Raw genomic sequence first — 18,062 nt, forward strand, 5'->3', positions numbered from 1 at the left:
CGCAGCTGAGCCCCAGGAGGTGACGACCATGGCCACGACCGCGACGCTCGCCAAGGCCGAGGACCGTGTGGCGGTGACCCATGCCGCCCGGATCGAGCATGTCTCGAAGTCGTTCGGCGGACCCGCCGGGCAGCAGCTCGTCCTCGACGACATCTCGCTCGATGTCGCCCCGGGCGAGTTCGTCACCCTCCTGGGGGCCTCCGGCTGCGGGAAGTCCACGCTGCTCAATCTGGTCGCCGGGCTCGACCGCCCGTCCGCGGGGTCGATCGAGACCCCCGGCGGCCGGCCGGCCCTGATGTTCCAGGAGCACGCCCTGTTCCCCTGGCTGACCGCCGGGAAGAACATCGAACTGGCGCTGCGGCTGCGCGGGGTCCCCAGGTCCGAGCGGCGTCCGGAGGCGGAGCGGCTCCTGGAGCTGGTGCGGCTGAAGGGTTCGTACGGCAAGCGGGTGCACGAGCTGTCCGGCGGTATGCGCCAGCGGGTGGCGCTGGCCAGGGCGCTCGCCCAGGACAGTGATCTGCTGCTGATGGACGAACCGTTCGCGGCGCTCGACGCGATCACCCGGGACGTGCTGCACGACGAGCTGACCCGGATCTGGCGCGAGACGCGGCTGTCGGTCCTCTTCGTCACCCACAACGTGCGCGAGGCCGTGCGGCTGGCCGAGCGGGTGGTGCTGCTGTCGTCCCGCCCCGGCCGGATCGCCCGGGAGTGGGCCATCGACATCCCGCAGCCGCGCCGCATCGAGGACGCGGCCGTGGCGGAACTGTCCGTCGAGATCACCGAAGAACTGCGTGGGGAGATCCGCCGTCATGGCCAGCACTGAGACGAGGACCGACGATCTGGCCGGTCTGGAGGCGGGCCTCGACGCGCTCGACGCGGTGCGGGTGGACCGTACGCCCGTCCGCGAGGTCCTGCTGAAGAAGGTGCTGCCGCCGGTCACGGCCGTGGTGCTGGTCGTGGCGGTCTGGCAGCTCCTGGTGACCGCCGAGGTCACGGACGCGTACAAGCTGCCCGCGCCGTCCGCCGTCTGGGACAGCCTGACCACCATGTGGCTGGAGGGGACGCTCTTCGGCGTCCTGTGGACCAGCGTGTCCCGGGCTCTGCTCGGCTTTCTGATGGCGCTGGCGATCGGTACGCCGCTGGGTCTGCTCGTCGCGCGGGTGCGGTTCGTCCGGGCGGCGATCGGACCGATCCTGTCGGGTCTCCAGTCGCTGCCCTCGGTGGCCTGGGTCGCTCCCGCCGTGCTCTGGATCGGCCTCAACGACCAGATGATGTACGCGGTGATCCTGCTCGGCGCGGTCCCCTCGATCGCCAACGGTCTGGTGGCCGGTGTCGACCAGGTGCCGCCGCTGTTCCTTCGGGCCGGGCGCACGCTGGGCGCGACGGGGCTCAGGGGGGCCTGGCACATCGTGATGCCGGCGGCGCTGCCGGGCTATCTGGCCGGTCTGAAGCAGGGCTGGGCTTTCTCCTGGCGCTCCCTGATGGCCGCCGAGATCATCGCGTCGTCCCCGGAACTGGGTCTCGGCCTCGGCCAGTTGCTGGAGAACGGCCGCAACAACATCGACATGCCGGGGATCTTCCTCGCCATCATCCTCATCCTCGTCGTGGGCATCGCCATCGACCTCCTGATCTTCAGCCCGCTGGAGCGCGCGGTGCTGCGCGGCCGCGGTCTGCTGGCGAGGGGCTGAGCGCGATCATGAACCGCCCGGTCCTTCTCGTCGTCGCCCACGGCAGCCGCGATCCGCGGCACGCGGCGACCGTGCACGCGCTGGTGCGGCGCGCCCGGTCGCTGCGGCCGGGGCTGCGCGTGGAGACGGCGTTCCTGGACTTCAACCTCCCCTCGGTGACCGGCGCCCTGGAGGGCCTGGCCGCCGAAGGGATACGGGACGTGGTGGCGCTGCCGCTGCTGCTGACCCGGGCCTTCCACGCGAAGGCCGACATCCCCGCCGTGCTGCGGCAGGCCCCCGCCTCGCTGCGGATCCGGCAGGCGGCGGTCCTCGGCCCGTCCCCGCTGCTGGTGTCTGCGGTGGAGCGGCGGCTGTACGAGGCGGGGCTCGGCCCCGCCGACAAGAGCGCGACCGGGGTCGTCCTGGCCTCGGCCGGCTCCTCCGACCCGGAGGCGATCGCAGCGATCGCCGAGACAGCGCGGGAGCTGCGGCGCACCGGTTGGTGCTCCGTGCGACCTGCGTTCGCCTCCGCATCCCTTCCCCGGACCGAGGACGCCGTCCGCGCCCTGCGCGCCGACGGCGTCCGCCGGGTCGCGGTGGCCCCCTACGTCATCGCCCCGGGCCGGCTCCCCGACCGGATCGCGGCGGGCGCGGCCGAGGCCGATGTCCTGGCGGACGTCCTCGGCCCCTCTCCGGAGCTCGCCCGCCTGGTGGTCGAGCGGTACGACGAGGCGCGGATCGACACGGCGCTGGTGGCGGCCGGCTGAGGCGCACGTCGCGCGGTCCGGTCAGTGCCGGGTCATCTCCACCAGCTTGGCCACGGTGTTCCAGTTGCGCGTCGTGGCGACGACGCCCTTGAGCAGGGAGGGCCGGGAGACCGCTTCGGCCAGTTTGGAGCGGCCGAGGCCGTCGGGCGCGTAGAGGTAGAGGACGCGGTCGCCGAGCCGGAACTCCTCGGGCAGGAAGGCGGCCTGGTCGATGGCGGCGAACCTCTCGGGTCCGACGGGCCGGGAGTAGTACGTGACGTGGAGCTGTCTGCCTTCGAGTTCGGCGGCGGGGAAGGGGCAGGCGTCGGCGACGGCGGCGAGGTACTCCGCGCCGCGGACGAGGCAGTCGACGCGGAAGCCGAACCGCTTCTCGATGGCGTCCTCGACGGCCTCGGTGAGCTGCTCCTCGCTCAGGTCGTCGGCGTCGGTGGTGAAGACGGCGTTCCCGCTCTGCAGATAGGTGCGGACATCGCGGTGGCCGAGCTCTTCGAGGAGTGAACGGAGCTGTGCCATGGGCACTTTGCGGTGACCGCTCACATTGATCCCGCGCAGCAGGGCGGCGTACGTCGTCGTCATGGTCACACGATAGGACGGCCGCCGCGCCCCGTGGGGGAGGGCGCGGCGGCCGCGGTCAGGGGTCGGGCGCCGCTACTCGACGATCTTGAGCAGCTTGTTGGCGGTGCCCTGGGCGGGGTTGCTGATCTTGTCCGCGGTGGCTCCGCCGACCAGCGCCTGGGCGATCTGGTCCGGGGTGGCACCGGGGTGCCCGGCGAGGTAGACGGCGGCGGCGCCGACCACGTGCGGGGTGGCCATGGAGGTGCCGGAGATGGTCTTCGTGCCGCTGTCGCTGTCGTTCCAGGCGGAGGTGATGTCCGAGCCGGGGGCGTAGAGGTCCACGACGGCGCCGAAGTTGGAGAAGCCGGACTGCTCGTCGTCCTTGGTCGAGGAGGCGACGGTGATCGCCTCCTGGACGCGGGACGGGGAGCCGGCGCCGGCGTCGGCGGACTCGTTGCCGGCCGCGACGCCGAAGGTGACGCCCGAGGCGATGGCCTTCTTGACGGCCTCGTCGAGCGCCGGGTCGGCGCCGCCGCCGAGGCTCATGTTGGCGACGGAGGGACCCTGGTGGTTCCGGGTGACCCAGTCGATGCCGGCGATGACCTGTTCGGTGGTGCCGGAGCCGTTGTCGTCGAGGACGCGGACGGCGACGATCTTGGCCTTCTTGGCGACGCCGTAGGTGGAGCCGGCGATGGTGCCGGCCACATGGGTGCCGTGGCCGTTGCCGTCCTGGGCGGTCTCGTCGTTGTCGATGGCGTCGAAGCCGTCGGTGGCGCGGCCGCCGAAGTCCTTGTGGCCGACGCGGACTCCGGTGTCGATGACGTAGGCGGTGACGCCCTCGCCGGCGCTGTCGGGGTAGGTGTACTTCGCGTCCCCGGCGGTGTCGGCCTGGTCGACCCGGTCCAGACCCCAGGACGGCGGGTCGGTCTGGGTGGCGTTGATGGAGAACTTCTTGTTCTGGACGACCTTGGCGACGGCCGGGTCGGCGGCGAGGCGCTTGGCCTCGGTCTCCGAGAGGCCGTTGACCGAGAAGCCGTTGACGGCGGAGTCGTAGCTGCGGCGCAGGGTGCCGCCGTACTCCTCGGCCAGGTCGCCCTTGTCGGCCTTCTCGTCCAGCAGAACGATGTAGCTTCCGGCGACCGCGCCTTCGGCGCCGAGCCCGAAGACCGTTCCCTCGGCGGGCGTGGGGGCCGCGCCGGCGAACGGGGAGGTGAGGACGGTGACGCCGGTCGCAGCCGCGATCGCGGTGGCGACGGTGATGAGCTTCGTCCTGCGGACACGCTTGTGTGTTGCCATGAAGAGGGGGCTCCTCGTCAGGATTTGTGGGGGGTTGGGCTACGGGAAGGAAGATCTCCGGTAGCTGGTTCGAAACCCTGACCGATTGACGAGTGCAAATCAAGGCCTTCACACAGCTGTGACTTATTCAGCAAGGTTTCTTAATAATAAAGCGGTCATCTCTCTCAACTCGGGCCGGGAAAAAGGCCCCCGGGTTGCCGGGGGCCTTCGCCGCTCTGCCGCTACGCCAGTTCGGACTCGATCAGATCCGCCGCGCGGCGCGTCCCTCCTTCGCGCGCCATGGCCGCCTGTATCTCCCGGGCTCGCAGGGCTACTTGGGGGTCCTCCAGGAGGGCGAGCACGGCCTCGCGCAGCCGGTCCGCCGTCGCCTCCGCCATCGGCAGGTGCCGGGCCACCCCCAGGGACTGGAGCATGTCGGCGTTGCCGAACTGGTCGACGGCCTGCGGGACCGCGACCATCGGCGTCGCGGTGGCCAGTCCCTCCTGACTGCCTCCGGCCCCGGCGTGCGTGATGAACGCGTCGGCCTGCCTCAGGATGGCCAACTGCGGCACCCAGGAGTGCACTTCCACGTTGGCCGGCAGCTCGCCGAGATCGGCGGGATCGACGAACGTGCCGATCTGCAGCACGACATGCCAGTCGGGAAGGTCCGCGAACGCCTCGGCGCACGCCCGGTAGAAGTCCGGCTGCCTGGTGAAGGCGGAGCCGAGGGAGACCAGGACGACCTTTGCGGCGCCGGCGGGCCGCCGCCACTCCCCCTGGTCCGCCCGCTCGCCCTGGCAGGCGCCGACGAAGGTGAAGACGGAGGTGTCGACCCGGTCGGCGTGCGGCTGGAGCGCCTCGGGGATGAGCACGAGCGCCCTGCGCGGTCGCGAGATGAGCCGGTCGGGAGGGGTGTCGACACCGTGTTCGGCGAGCCAGGACCCGAAGCGCGCGTAGTAGGCCTTGCCCCGTTCGGACGCCTTGAGTTCGGCGAACATGGGCTCGGCGACCTCCTCCTCGTACCCCTCCCAGGGAACGAGATTCGGCCAGAGTCCGACGGTGGGCACGCCCCACCGGTGGGCGAGGACCGGCGCGGGGTACGCCGTGATGTCGTGCAGGACGAGATCCGGCCGGTCCGCGTCGAACGCCTCGGCGAGCTGCGGCAGCGCCTGGATCGCGTCGTTCAGGAACGGCTCGATGTTGTCGATCAGTTCGGTGCCCCACGCCTCCGGGGCGTCGTCCGTCGGAAGCGTGGACGCGTAGACGACAGGGGTGGCCCCGGTGGCGGCGACCTTCTCGGCGAAGGAGGCGGGGATCGCGTAACTGACGCGGTGCCCGCGGGCGACGAGCTCGCGGATCACCTCCAGGCTCGGGTTCACATGGCCGTGGGCGGCGATGGAGAACATGGCGATATGGGCGCGTGGGGTGGCGGTCATGACCCCACCCTAAACGAGACGAGACGTCTCGTCCACCCAATGCTCGGCCCGCTCAGTCCCGCTGGTATCGGGCCAGCACGAGATTGCCGTCCTCCACCAGGCGTTTGCGCAGCTCGGCGGCGTCGATCGCCCCGCTGTAGTACTCCTGGAAGGCCGGGGTCGCCACCTTGTCCTTCCACTCGGCGTAGCCCCGCACCGACTGCGCCGGAGCGGAGCGCAGATGGCGCGCCACCGCCGCTCCGGTGGCCCAGCCGTCCTTCGTGGTGTGCAGGGAGGGATCGGCGAGCGCGGCCGTGCCGGTCGGCAGCATCCAGTCGCCCCGAGCGAGGCGGACCATGTTCCGCGGCTGGAGGAAGAAGTCGAGGAAGCGCGCCGCCTCCTTCTTGTACGGGCTGTCCTCGGCGATGGAGAGCGTCTGCGGACTGACGCCCTGGGCGAGACCGTCCTTCCCGGCGGGCGCGGGCAGCACGATCCACTCGAAGCCCTTCGGCGCCTGCTGGGCGATCTGCTGCCGGTACGAGAAGCCCAGCGGGACCATCGCGTACTTACCGCCGAAGAAGCCGGGCAGGGCGTCGGAGCCGCCCGTGCCGAGCGTGGAGCGCGAGGCGCTGAGGTCGGTGTTGACCTGGTCGTGGATGGTGCCGGGCACGACGCCGTCCGCCTCGCCGAAGCGGATGGCGACCTTGCCGTCCTCGCCCCGGTGGAAGAGCTGTCCCCCCGCCGAGAGGCCCAGGTTGAGGCTGACGGAGACCGGCTCCTTCAGCGGCCAGGCGATCGCGTACCTCCCCTCGCCCATCGTCGCCGTCAGCTCCTTGGTCACCCGACGGAACTCCTCCCAGCTCCAGGGCCGGTCGGGGGTCGGGATCCGGGCACCGGAGGACTCGAGGATCTTCTTGTTCGCCATGATCAGGCGCGGCTCCTGGAGGAACGGCACGCCGTAGATCCCGTCCCCGAAGGTCGTCGTCTCCCAGCTGTGCGCCGGGATGTCGGCGCGCAGCCGTTCGGGGAGGAGGTGGGTGAGATCGGCGAGATAGCCGCCGTAGGCGAAGTCGGCCAGGTCGTCGGAGGCGTCGTGGATGATGTCCGGCGCCTCCCCGCCCTCGAAGGAGGTCAGGAGCTGGTCGTGGACGGAGTCCCAGCTGCCCTGGACGTAGTCGACCTGGATGTCGGGATGGGCGGCGTTCCACTCCGCCACCAGCTCCTTGTTGGCGTCGACCGACTCCTGCTGCCAGGCCAGCGACTGGAAGCGGAGCCGGATCCTCCCATCATCCCGACCGTCCCCGTCCGAGGCGCAGCCGGTGAGCAGCACGACGAGCGCGGCGGCCGCGGCGGTGAACGCCCGTGCCCGCATCAGGACTTCACCGCCCCGGTCAGCATCCCGCCGGTGATCCGTTTCTGGATGATCGCGAAGACGACGAGCGAGGGCAGGGTGGCGAGGAAGGCCGCCGCGGCCAGGGGGCCGAGGTCGGCGACGCCCTCGGCGCCGAGGAAGTGGGTGAGGACGACCGGCAGGGTCTGCTTCTCCGGGGTCTTGAGCAGGACGAGCGCGAAGAAGAACTCGTTCCACGCGGTGACGAAGGCGAAGAGCGCGGTGGCGACGATGCCGGGGGCGAGCAGCGGGGCGGTGACCGAGACGAGCGTACGGAGCCTGCCTGCGCCGTCGACGGCCGCGGCCTCCTCCAGCTCGGCCGGGACGGCCCGGACGTACCCGGTGAGCATCCACAGCGCGAACGGCAGCGACCAGACGACGTACACCATGACCAGGCCGAAGACGCTGTTGATCAGGTGCAGGTTCTTCAGGACGAGGAAGAGCGGAATGATCACCAGGACGAAGGGGAAGGCCTGGCTGACCACGACCCAGCCGGTGGCCGCGGTCGCGAGCCTGCCGCGGTGGCGGGCCATCACATAGGCCGTCGGGGTGGCGATGGCGACGGCGATCAGGGCCGCGCAGACGGCGGCCACCAGGCTGTTCCCGGCGGCGCGGAGCAGCGGCTGTTCGTCGAAGGCCTGCCGGAAGTTGGCGAGCGTCGGGTCGTTCGGGATCCAGGTGGGGTGGAGCGAGCCCAGCTCAGGGGCGGGTTTGAAGGCGGTGGAGATCAGCCAGAGGAACGGGAAGGCGAGGAAGACCAGATACGCGAGGAGCGCGACGTACTGGCCGATCCGCGCGGGCCCTCGGGTGCGGAGCGTGCTCACCGGTCCTGTTCCCCCTTCAGCCGTCCGACGAGATAGAGGGCGAGGAGCACGGAGATGACGGCGACCATCACACAGCCCATCGCGGCGGCGTAGCCGAACTGCCCGTAGCGGAAGGCCTCTTCATAGGCGAAGAGCATGGGCAGCCGGGTGCGGCCGCCGGGTCCGCCGTTGGTCAGGACGTAGACCAGGGCGAAGGAGTTGAAGTTCCAGATGAAGTTGAGGGCGGTGATGGCGAGGGCGACGGGCCTGAGGGCGGGCCAGGTGACGGTACGGAAGCGGCGCCAGGCGCCCGCCCCGTCGAGGGCGGCCGCCTCGTGGAGTTCGTGCGGGGTGTTCTGGAGTCCGGCGAGGAGGGCGACCGTCGTCTGCGGCATGCCCGCCCAGATGCCGACGACGATGACCGCCGGCAGCGCGGTCGCGAGCCCGGTGAGCCAGTCGCGTCCGTCACCGAGGCCCAGGTCGCGGACGGTCTCGTTGAGGATGCCGGCGTCGGGGTTGTAGACCAGCCGCCACATGATGCCGACGACGACCTCGGGCATCGCCCAGGGGATGATCGCGAGCGCCCTGGCCAGCCAGCGGAAGCGGAGGTTCTGGTTGAGCAGCAGCGCCAGGCCGAGGGCGAGCAGGAACTGCGGGACGGTGACGCCGACGGCCCACAGCAGGCCGATCCGGAACGAGTCCCAGAAGAGGGTGTCGTGGAGCAGGTCCTGGAAGTTGAGGGTACCCACCCACCGCGTGGGCTGGGTGCGGCCCGACTGGGCGTCGGTGAAGGCGAGCGCGATGCCGTAGAGGAGGGGGCCGACGCTGAGGATCAGGATCGGGATCAGCGCGGGGAGCACGAGGAACCAGGCACCGTGGCTCCCCCCGCGACCGGGCTCCTTGCCGGCGGTCGCCGGTCCGCCGGACCGCTTCGTCGCGGTCACCACACCCACAGGCTCGACCCCTTATGCCGCTTGTGCGGCTTATGCAAGGTTGGACTGGCCTCCGTCATGGTCCTGACGAGCCGTCGGTCCGTCAAGGCCACCTGCGTGGATGCGAGACTTTGGCTGATTCGCACAGCACCGGGCGGACCTCATCGGTCGGAGCCCATCGGGCGGACCCCATCGGTCGGAGACGGAGAGACGTATGGACGAGGAGCGGGCACGGGAGGTCCTGGCCGCCGCGGAGCTGCCGGCCCGGGAGCCGGAGGCATCGCTGCTCGCGCTCGGCGAGAACGCGGTCTTCGCGTCGGGCGATCTCGTGATCAAGATCGGCCGGGACGCGGAGCTGCTGGCCCGCGCCGAGCGGGAGCTGGCGCTCGCCGACTGGCTCGCCGAAGCCGGCGTACCGGCGGTACGGGCGGCGGAGCCGAAGCCGCGTCTGGTGGAGGGCCACCCGGTCACCCTCTGGCACCGGCTGCCGGAGGCCGTGCGTCCCGCCGAGCCGCACGACCTGGCCCCGCTGCTCCGCCGGATCCACGCCCTGGGCGAGCCCGCCTCGTTCACGCTCCCCCGCCGTGAACTGCTCGGCGGGGTCGAGCGCTGGCTGCGGCTGGCGGGCGACGCCATCGACCCGGCCGACGCGGCGTATCTGCGCGCGCGGCGCGACGCCTTCGCGCCCGCGGCGGCCGCGCTCACCCCTCACCTCCCTCCCGGCCCGATCCACGGTGACGCGCTGCCCCGCAACGTCCATGTCGGCCCGGAGGGGCCGGTCGTGGTCGACCTGGAGACCTTCTCCTCCGATCTGCGCGAGCACGACCTCGTGGTGCTCGCCCTCTCCCGCGACCGGTACGGGCTCGACCCGGCCGCGTACGACGCGTTCACCGAGGCGTACGGCTGGGACGTCCGGGAGTGGGAGGGGTGCGCGGTGCTGCGCGGGGCCCGGGAGACCGCGAGCTGCGCGTGGGTGGCCCAGCACGCGCCGACGAACCCCAAGGCCCTGGCCGAGTTCGAGCGGCGGGTCGCCTCGCTGCGGGACGGCGACCCCGGGGTGCGCTGGTATCCGTTCTGACCACGTTCCGGCCCTGGCCGCCGCCGGGTACGGGTGCGTCCCTCCGACCCCGCGCGGCTTCGGTGCGGGTCAGCCCGCCACGACCACGGCCTCCCGCAGCGGCCAGGACGGGTCGACGACCGCGTCCGTGCTGCCCTTGCGGCGCAGGAAGTCCTGGAAGTCCTCGGCCCAGTCGCGGTACCAGCCGATCTGGCGTGCGTGCAGCTCGTCCGGGCTCAGCGCGGCGACCGACGGGTGCCGGCCGGCTATCGCGACGGCCACCCGCACGGCGGCCAGGGCGTCGGCGGCCGCCTGGTGGGCCGCTTCGAGGACCACGCCGTACTCGCCGCAGACCGCTTCCAGGGTCCGCTTCCCCCGGCGGTAGCGGTCGACGGCCCGGTCGATGGTGTACGGGTCGATGACCGGACCCGTGGCGGCGCCGCCGAGTCGTTCGCTCAGCGAGGGAAGGCCGTGGCGGCGCAGTTCGGCGGAGAGCAGGGTCAGGTCGAAGGCCGCGTTGTACGCCACGACCGGCACGCCCTGGGCCCAGTAGCCGGTCAGCGTCTCGGCGATCTCGTCGGCGACCTCGCGCACCGGCCGCCCCTCGGCCGCCGCCCGCTCGCTGCTGATGCCGTGGATCGCGGACGCCTGCGCCGGGATGCGGATCCCGGGGTCGGCGAGCCAGTCGCGCTGCCGTACCACCCGTCCGTCGTGGACGCCGACGACCGAGGCCGTCACGATCCGGGCCTCCAGCGGTTCGGTGCCCGTCGTCTCCAGGTCGAAGCCGACCAGCTCTTCCCCATGCCAAGCCATCGGGTCCTCCTTACGTGATCTCCCCCGTGGTGCTGAACACCCTCGCACGCGCCACTGACAACGCCGTCCGCGACGACCTCACGAGACGGGCCGGGAGTCGAGCCACACCGACTCGAACTCCTCCCTGTATGTCTCGAAAAGCCCGTGTTCGCCGACCCCGTTGTCCCCGGATTGCCGGCCCGAGCGCACCACGTTCCGCCCACCCCCGCGCAGTACGAGGACCGGCGCCTCCATCCCCCGCGCCCGCCGCAGATACGACTGGACGACGCCGACGCCGTCCGGCCCGTCGCCGTCGACGAGGTAGGCGGTGAAGCGCGGGGTCTCGTCGAAGACGTGGATCTGGAAGGCGCCGGGGTCGCGCAGCTTGGAGCGGACCCGCCGCATATGAAGGATGTTCATCTCCACCGAGCGGCTCAGCTCCCCCTTCTTCAGGCCGAGTTCCCGCTCGCGCCGCTTGACGGCGCTGCTGGCCGGGTTGAGGAAGAGGAGCCGTATCCGGCAGCCTGACTCGGCCAGCCGGACGAGCCGCCGCCCGGAGAAGTTCTGCACCAGGAGATTCAGGCCTATGCCGGTGGCGTCGAGGCGCCGGGCCCCGCCGAAGAGGTCCTCGGCCGGCAGCTGCCGCTGGAGCCTGACCCGGTCGGGGTGGACGGAGACCACGTCGGCGTACCGGTCGCCGACGAGGTCCTCGACGGCGTCGACCGGCAGCCGGTCGGCCGACGGCACCCCGGCCCCGGTCCCGAGGATCTCCAGGAGCCGGGCGGAGGCCCGCTCGGACTGGGCGAGCACCGTCAGCGACAGGGCCCGGTTGCGGGAGACGACATTGCGCGTCACCTCCAGTTCGTCCAACGCGAGTTCCACCTCGCGCCGGTCGTCGAAGTACGGCTCGAAGCACGGCCAGTGCTGCACCATCAGCTCCCGCAGCTGCGGGAGCGTGAGGAAGCTGAGAACGTTGTCGTCGGCCGGGTCGAGGAGATATCCCTTGCGCCGCGAGACCTCCCGGACCGCGACGGCCCGCTGCACCCACTCCTGGCCGGCCGGACCGGCCGCGGCCACCACCCAGTCCTCGCCGTGCACCGGCTCGTAGACGGGTCGCAGGACCGCCGCCACCACGGCCCGCAGCCGCTGCTCGACGAGATTCAGCCAGATGTAGGCCCGCCCGGCGCGCTGGGCCCGGGTGCGCACCTCGCTCCAGGCGTCGGCGCCCCAGTCGAGCTCCGCCCCGATCTCCATCGGCCTGGCGACGGAGACCGCTCCGGGCGGCACCTCACCGGGTTCGGGGGAGCTCCCCTCGTGACCCGTGTCACCTGGGGGCAGCTCCAGACCTCCCGAGCTCACCCGCGCACCGCCTTCTGCTCCTGGACGCCCGTCTGACCAGTCCGACAAGATCAAGGAAGGGTACTCCGGGAGCGGGAGGCGGTGCAGCAGGATCGCCAGGCTCCTTGCTCAACTCCCCTGATTCGGTGTGCCGTTCTGGTTGGCGAGATCGGGCGGAGTGAGCGGATTCATAGCGGTTACATCCCTGGGTGCGAGCTGGAAACCCTGCCAGTGGACGGGCATCGGCTGCTGGTCCTCGTCCCGGGCGATGTGGTGGAACCCGATGTTGACCCAGACGGCGGGGTCGGTCAGCGTCTCCCCGTTGACCCACTTGTCCACGCTGTCGGGCGCGTTTCGGCCACAGTCGAGGATGTTGTTGCTGGCGAACTGCTCGCAGGCACGGCTCTGCGTGAAGTAGATGTCGTGCTTGGTGAAGCCGCGGCCGGCATGGGTGTTCGAGGGGCCGGGCACGATCTCGTACGAACGGGGGTGGCCGTCCTTGTTCTTGCCGGTCGCGCTGACCACCCGCCACCAGCGCATGTTCTTCGCGTCCCCGGCGAGCTCCTTGGTGACGGGGGTGCGGGTGGTCCTCACGGTCGGGCCGCCGTTGCCGCTGGGCGCGGTGACCTTGGAGTCGTACTGCTCGATCCGGTCCTTGACGCTGCCGTCGAGGCCGAAGTCGAGCCGCCAGAAGACGTTGTGGGCGTGGCTGGTGGCGTAGGAGCGGGCGCCGGGGCCGATGGGCCAGCCGCGGCCGTCGGTGGCGCTGTAGTCGGCGGGCGAGAGGCTGCCGGTGGCACCGACGTTGGCCGCGATCGTGCCGTCGGAGGAGAAGCGCCACTCGGTGATGTACTCGTACCAGGCGACCTTGTTCACGGTGTAGACGAGCAGGTCCTTGCCCTGGGCCTGCCAGACCTTGGTGCCCTCGTCGTTGGCCATCCGGTACGCGTGCCCGCGCGCCCGGGTCGTGGTGCACAGGCCGTCGACCTTGCCCATCTCCGGCACCTTCACGGAGGTGATCGTGCCGCCGGGGCACTCGGCCGGCTTCAGGTTCTGCAGACCCCAGCCGAACCCGGCGCCGGTGAGATCGTCGTACTCGGCGTTGCCGTCGTCGTACGGCACATGGATCTGGGCGAGCTTGGCGCTGGTGAGCACCCGGATCGGGGCGCTCGCGCCCTTGGGCTGGTAGGTGACCTTGTCCAGGACGAGCCCGGAGTCGGTGTCGTAGCGCCAGCACATCCGCCAGGTGGTGCCGCCGTCGAGCTTCTGCTCGATGCGGTACGCGGCGGAGCAGTCGGCGCGGGGCGGTGTGGGCGCGGCGGGTGCCGCGGTGGCGGAGGTCGCGGGTCCGGCGGCGGCCGTGGCGGTGCCGAGCAGGGCGGCCGCGGCGAGCACGGCGCCGTGCCTGCGGGCGCGCGAGAGCGACGGGGTGGACATGATGGACGAACTCCCTCGTACGGAAGTGCGGAAGGCGGATGGATGCGCGGGTGGTCGGGCCGCGCGAGAGACCGGGCGACTGAGCGATCGGACGTTCCCGGACGGCCGGACGACCGGACGGGCCGGTCAGCCGACGCGGGTGACGGTCCGGGCGCTGAGGTCGACGATCAGATTCCGCGTGTCGATCCAGGAACCGTTGTGGACCTTGGTGACCAGGCGGACACACCGGTGCTCACCACAGGCGGTGAGCGCCGCGGGGACCTCGGCCTCGCGGTAGGGGCGGTAGACGTCCCCGTTGAACCAGAGCTGGTCCGCCGAGGTCAGCGCCTTGCCCGTGGCGTCCTTGTAGTCCTCCCGGACGCCGTTGCCGAGCGGGCTCCTCAGGATGAGTTCCAGCGCCTCGCGCAGCTCCTCCGGGTGCGCCGAGGGCTGCACCCCGCGCTGGGCGGCCGCGCTCTCCACCTTCCCGGTGGCCAGGTTGACGGTACGCGTGATCAGCTCGTCGCGTTCGTAGTCGTAGAACCGCACCTCGGCGCGGCGTGGCGCGGCGGGGTCGTCGGCCTCCTCCGGACGCGGGTCGGCCAGTTCGGTGGCCAGGTGCTGTGGTCCCCGGGTCCCTTCGACGTCGCGCTGCGCGGCCCTGGCCGGCGGGGTCAGCGCCAGCTCCTCGGCCCGCTTCAGCTCGTCGTCGGTGAGCGGGTCGGTGCCCACCCCCTTCTTCCCCTCGGGCGGCGCGGCGGCCACCTTCGCGGGCTCCGGCGCGGTTCCGTCGGACGTGCCGCCGGCGTCGGCCCCCGGGCCCTCGCCCGGGCCGGACGAGGCACCACGGCCGTCCGCGACACCGGTCCTCGGCGTGTCGTCGGCGCCCGCGGTCCCCGGCAGGGTGATACCGACCATGACGGCGGTCCCCGTCACCGCCATGGCCGCGCCCGCCAGCACCTTCCCCAGATGGCGGCGCACTATTTCGTGCACACTTCCCCCCTTCTGCTGCAGTTCTCCCCGATTTCACAGCGGTCACCCGGTAGGACGGACCGAAGTCCTAGGAGGTTGCCCGACTTTCGGGCAGGATTTGGCCGGAGTGCACCCCCACACCCGGATCAGAATGGAAGAGTCTTATCTATGCAGGTCTGGCCGGGACAGGCGTATCCCCTGGGCGCCACCTACGACGGCGCCGGAACGAACTTCGCGGTCTTCTCGGAGGCCGCCGACAGAATCGAGTTGTGTCTGATCCATGACGACGGCTCGGAGACCGCGGTGGAGCTGCGCGAGACGGACGCCTTCGTCCGCCACGCCTATCTGCCGGGTGTGATGCCGGGCCAGCGGTACGGATTCCGTGTCCACGGTCCGTACGCGCCGGAGCGCGGGCTTCGCTGCAACTCCGCCAAGCTGCTCCTCGACCCGTACGCCCGTGCGGTCTCGGGCTCGATCGACTGGGGCGAGGCGGTGTACGGCTACCACTTCGGGCGGCCGGACTCCCGCAACGACCTCGACTCCGCGCCCCACACGATGACCTCGGTCGTGGTCAACCCGTACTTCGACTGGGGCGACGACCGGCGTCCGCGCACGGACTATCACCGCACGGTGATCTACGAAGCGCATGTGAAGGGCCTGACAATGCTCCACCCGGAGCTGCCGGAGGAGCTGCGCGGCACGTACGCGGGCCTCGCACATCCCTCGGTGATCGGCCATCTCAAGGAACTGGGTGTCACGGCGCTGGAATTGATGCCCGTGCACCAGTTCGTCAACGACCACCGTCTGGTGGACGCGGGCCTGGCGAACTACTGGGGCTACAACACCATCGGTTTCTTCGCCCCGCACAACGCCTACGCCTCCTGGGGCGACCGGGGCCAGCAGGTCCTGGAGTTCAAGTCGGCGGTCCGGGCCCTGCACCAGGCGGGGATCGAGGTCATCCTCGACGTGGTCTACAACCACACCGCCGAGGGCAACCACCTGGGCCCGACGCTCTCCCTGAAGGGCCTGGACAACCCCTCGTACTACCGGCTCTCGAACGACCCCCGGTACTACACCGACACCACCGGGACCGGGAACTCGCTGCTCATGCGGTCCCCGCACGTGCTCCAGCTGATCATGGACTCGTTGCGGTACTGGGTCACCGAGATGCATGTCGACGGCTTCCGCTTCGACCTGGCGGCGACCCTCGCCCGGCAGTTCCACGAGGTGGACCGGCTGTCGTCCTTCTTCGACCTGGTGCAGCAGGACCCGGTGGTCAGCCAGGTCAAGCTGATCGCCGAACCCTGGGACGTGGGCGAGGGCGGCTACCAGGTGGGCAACTTCCCGCCACTCTGGACGGAGTGGAACGGGAAGTACCGCGACTGCGTACGGGATCTGTGGCGGGGCGAGCCCCGGACGCTCGCCGAGTTCGCCTCCCGGCTGACCGGCTCGTCCGACCTCTACCAGGACGACGGCCGGCGCCCGCTGGCCTCGGTGAACTTCGTGACCTGCCACGACGGCTTCACGCTGCGCGATCTCGTCTCGTACGACGGGAAGCACAACGAGGCGAACGGCGAGGGCAACCGGGACGGGGAGAGCCACAACCGGTCCTGGAACTGCGGCGCCGAGGGCGACACGGACGACATCGGCATCAGGGAGCTGCGCGCCCGCCAGATGCGCAACTTCCTGGCGACGCTGATGCTCTCGCAGGGCGTGCCGATGCTCAGCCACGGCGACGAGTTCGGGCGGACGCAGGGCGGCAACAACAACGCCTACTGCCAGGACAACGAGGTGTCGTGGGTGCGCTGGCCGGAGCCGGGGGCCGAGGAGGAGGGCACGCTCCTGGAGTTCACCCGGGCGATGGTGCGGCTGCGCCGCGACCATCCGGTCTTCCGGCGCCGCCGCTTCTTCCACGGGCGGCCGGTGGAGGGCACGCACGACGAGCTGACCGACATCGCCTGGTTCACGCCGGAGGGCGTGGAGATGACCGCACGGGACTGGCAGGCGGCGCACGCGCAGGCGCTGTCGGTCTTCCTCAACGGCAACGCGATCTCGGAGCCGGGGCCGCAGGGTGAGCGGATCGCCGACGACTCCTTCCTGCTGATGTTCAACGCGTCCTCGCAGGAGCTGGAGTTCGAGGTGCCGGTCAACCACGGCCAGACCTGGCGTGTCGTGGTCGACACCTCCCACCCGGAGGGCATCCCGCCCCAGGAGGGCCCCAAGGTGGCGGCGGGCGAACGGGTGACACTGGCGCCGCTCAGCCTCACGGTGCTGCGCCGACCGGCCTAGCGCGCCGGGGCTTCCGGCCCGGGTCCTTCGGCCCGGGCCGCCGTCGGCGGAGTCGCGGTCCCGGCCGGGGCCGCGGCTTCGCCGGCGGAGCTGTCTCCGTGGCCGCCGCGGGTCAGGCGCTGCTGCTCGCGGTCGGCCGCTCCGTGCGGTCCGGTGTCGGAGCGGAACCGGACCGTCCAGGACAGCACCGCGCACAGCGCGGCCGCGACGACCGCCACGGCGAACGCGGCGGGCGCCCCGTGGCGCTCCGCCAGACGGCCGGAAAGCGCGAGGGCGAGTGCCTGGCCGCCGACGACCCCGCTGGTCAGGTACGCCATCGCCTCGGCCAGCCGGCCGGCCGGGACGGTCCGCTCGGTGAGGCCGAAGACGGTGATGAGGTGCGGCGCGTAGGCGGCGCCGAGGACGATCACCACCGCGTACAGCGCCCCCAGGGAGTCGACGAGGAGCAGCGGGAGGGAGAGGACGACGAGCGCGACCGTGGCCGCGCGCCAGCGGGTCGACAGTCCGATCCGCGCGGGCACCGCGGCCATCGAGAGTCCGACGGCCGCGCTCATCACTCCCATGGCGGCGTAGACGAGACCTGCCTGGGCCTGTGCCCCGAGCTTCTCGGTGAGCGCGGTGATCCCGGCCTGCGAGGCCCCGAACATGGCACCCTGCAGCACCATCGTGACCCGGAGGGCGTACGCGGCCCCGGGCAGTCGCGCCCGTTCGGCGGCACCCGTACGGGTGATGGCGTCCGGCTTCCCGGCGCCGCGGTCCTCGGCCTCCCGGGCCGACGGGTGCAGGGCGAACGCCGTGCCGCAGGTCGCCAGGAGGGCGGCGGCGAGGAGCAGGGCGGCCGCCGGGTGGGCGAGCGCCGCGGCGAGGCCGACCAGGGCCGGGCCGAGTACGAAGGAGACCTCGTCGAGGGTGCCTTCGAAGGACAGCACCGTCCCCACCGCCCGGTCGTCCGCGCCGCTCCGCCGGGCCAGCGCCACCGAGCGGGTCCGGGCCAGCGGCCCGACCTGCGGCACGCTCGCCCCCGCGAGCGCGCCGAGCAGCATCAGCCAGCCCGTCGCCGCGTGGGCGAGCGCCGCGACCACGAGAGCGGCGACGCAGACCGCGTCGGCCAGGGAGGCGGCGAGGACGACCCCCCGCTGACCACGCCGGTCGGCGAGCCGGCCGAGCACCGGGCCCGCGACCGTCTGGCCGGCCGCGAGGGCGCCACCCGCCAGCCCCGCCGTCGTCAGGGAGCCGCTCGTCTCGGCGACCAGGAGCAGGCTGCCGAGCTGGCACATGGCGGTGGGCAGCCGGCCCAGGAAGGAGACGACCGGCAGGACGGGCCCGAGGAGGGAGATCGTGTCGCGGTACATCCTGAGCATCACGAGAAAATAACGCCATACATACGAACGGAC

General features: G+C 71.6%; 16 protein-coding genes. 5 read left to right on the forward strand and 11 right to left on the reverse strand.

Features of this window, described 5'->3' with window-relative positions; translation table 11 throughout:
* Window positions 1–28: 28 nt before the first annotated feature.
* The 3 genes from ACWDX6_RS05020 to ACWDX6_RS05030 are packed head-to-tail and all read left to right on the forward strand — an operon-like array spanning window position 29 to window position 2,434.
* Window positions 29–823, forward strand: coding sequence for an ABC transporter ATP-binding protein (locus ACWDX6_RS05020; protein ID WP_451483543.1), 795 nt, complete (start codon window positions 29–31; stop codon window positions 821–823).
* Window positions 810–1,688, forward strand: a complete 879-nt coding sequence (locus ACWDX6_RS05025; protein ID WP_451483544.1) for an ABC transporter permease — start codon at window positions 810–812, stop codon at window positions 1,686–1,688. Before ACWDX6_RS05020 ends, ACWDX6_RS05025 begins: the two co-directional genes overlap by 14 nt.
* Window positions 1,689–1,696: 8 nt before the next feature.
* The gene (locus tag ACWDX6_RS05030) at window positions 1,697–2,434 is read left to right on the forward strand and encodes a sirohydrochlorin chelatase (protein WP_451483545.1); all 738 of its coding nucleotides are present in this window, start codon (window positions 1,697–1,699) and stop codon (window positions 2,432–2,434) included.
* A gap of 21 nt (window positions 2,435–2,455) precedes the next feature.
* On the opposite strand, the gene ACWDX6_RS05035 is transcribed toward ACWDX6_RS05030, so the two are convergent.
* From ACWDX6_RS05035 to ACWDX6_RS05060, 6 genes are all read right to left on the reverse strand, one after another.
* Entirely contained in the window at window positions 2,456–3,010 is a 555-nt protein-coding gene (locus ACWDX6_RS05035; RefSeq protein WP_451483546.1) for a DUF1697 domain-containing protein, read from the reverse strand.
* 72 nt (window positions 3,011–3,082) lie between these two features.
* Complete coding sequence (locus ACWDX6_RS05040) at window positions 3,083–4,285, reverse strand: S8 family peptidase (RefSeq protein WP_451483547.1); 1,203 nt, start codon at window positions 4,283–4,285, stop codon at window positions 3,083–3,085.
* Window positions 4,286–4,506: 221 nt separating this feature from the next.
* A complete protein-coding gene (gene mgt, locus ACWDX6_RS05045; RefSeq protein WP_451483548.1) occupies window positions 4,507–5,700 on the reverse strand; it encodes a macrolide-inactivating glycosyltransferase in 1,194 nt (397 codons plus the stop codon).
* 52 nt (window positions 5,701–5,752) lie between these two features.
* Entirely contained in the window at window positions 5,753–7,051 is a 1,299-nt protein-coding gene (locus ACWDX6_RS05050; protein ID WP_451483549.1) for an ABC transporter substrate-binding protein, read from the reverse strand.
* Window positions 7,051–7,893 (reverse strand): carbohydrate ABC transporter permease, encoded by an 843-nt coding sequence (locus tag ACWDX6_RS05055; RefSeq protein ID WP_451483550.1) that lies wholly within the window; start codon window positions 7,891–7,893, stop codon window positions 7,051–7,053. Before ACWDX6_RS05055 ends, ACWDX6_RS05050 begins: the two co-directional genes overlap by 1 nt.
* Complete coding sequence (locus ACWDX6_RS05060; RefSeq protein ID WP_451483551.1) at window positions 7,890–8,819, reverse strand: carbohydrate ABC transporter permease; 930 nt, start codon at window positions 8,817–8,819, stop codon at window positions 7,890–7,892. The genes ACWDX6_RS05055 and ACWDX6_RS05060 overlap by 4 nt, the downstream gene beginning before the upstream one ends.
* 199 nt (window positions 8,820–9,018) lie before the next feature.
* On the opposite strand from ACWDX6_RS05060, the gene ACWDX6_RS05065 reads away from it, so the two are divergent.
* A complete protein-coding gene (locus ACWDX6_RS05065; protein WP_451483552.1) occupies window positions 9,019–9,882 on the forward strand; it encodes a phosphotransferase enzyme family protein in 864 nt (287 codons plus the stop codon).
* Between the two features lie 69 nt (window positions 9,883–9,951).
* Here the strand turns inward: ACWDX6_RS05065 and ACWDX6_RS05070 are convergent, their stop codons facing one another.
* The 4 genes from ACWDX6_RS05070 to ACWDX6_RS05085 form a co-directional block, all read right to left on the reverse strand.
* Entirely contained in the window at window positions 9,952–10,674 is a 723-nt protein-coding gene (locus ACWDX6_RS05070) for an exonuclease domain-containing protein (protein ID WP_451483553.1), read from the reverse strand.
* Between the two features lie 78 nt (window positions 10,675–10,752).
* Window positions 10,753–12,012: an SAV2148 family HEPN domain-containing protein gene (locus ACWDX6_RS05075; RefSeq protein ID WP_451483554.1), complete on the reverse strand. Its 1,260-nt coding sequence runs from the start codon at window positions 12,010–12,012 to the stop codon at window positions 10,753–10,755.
* A gap of 108 nt (window positions 12,013–12,120) precedes the next feature.
* Window positions 12,121–13,428 (reverse strand): copper amine oxidase, encoded by a 1,308-nt coding sequence (locus ACWDX6_RS05080; protein WP_451483555.1) that lies wholly within the window; start codon window positions 13,426–13,428, stop codon window positions 12,121–12,123.
* A gap of 126 nt (window positions 13,429–13,554) precedes the next feature.
* Entirely contained in the window at window positions 13,555–14,400 is an 846-nt protein-coding gene (locus ACWDX6_RS05085) for a Tat pathway signal sequence domain protein (RefSeq protein WP_451483556.1), read from the reverse strand.
* A 147-nt stretch (window positions 14,401–14,547) separates the two neighbouring features.
* On the opposite strand from ACWDX6_RS05085, the gene glgX reads away from it, so the two are divergent.
* Window positions 14,548–16,668, forward strand: coding sequence for a glycogen debranching protein GlgX (gene glgX, locus ACWDX6_RS05090; RefSeq protein WP_451483557.1), 2,121 nt, complete (start codon window positions 14,548–14,550; stop codon window positions 16,666–16,668).
* Here glgX and ACWDX6_RS05095 read toward each other — a convergent pair.
* Window positions 16,665–18,029, reverse strand: a complete 1,365-nt coding sequence (locus ACWDX6_RS05095; RefSeq protein WP_451483558.1) for an MFS transporter — start codon at window positions 18,027–18,029, stop codon at window positions 16,665–16,667. The genes glgX and ACWDX6_RS05095 overlap by 4 nt on opposite strands.
* Window positions 18,030–18,062 lie beyond the last annotated feature (33 nt).

The sequence above is a fragment of the Streptomyces sp. NPDC003027 genome (assembly GCF_053591435.1).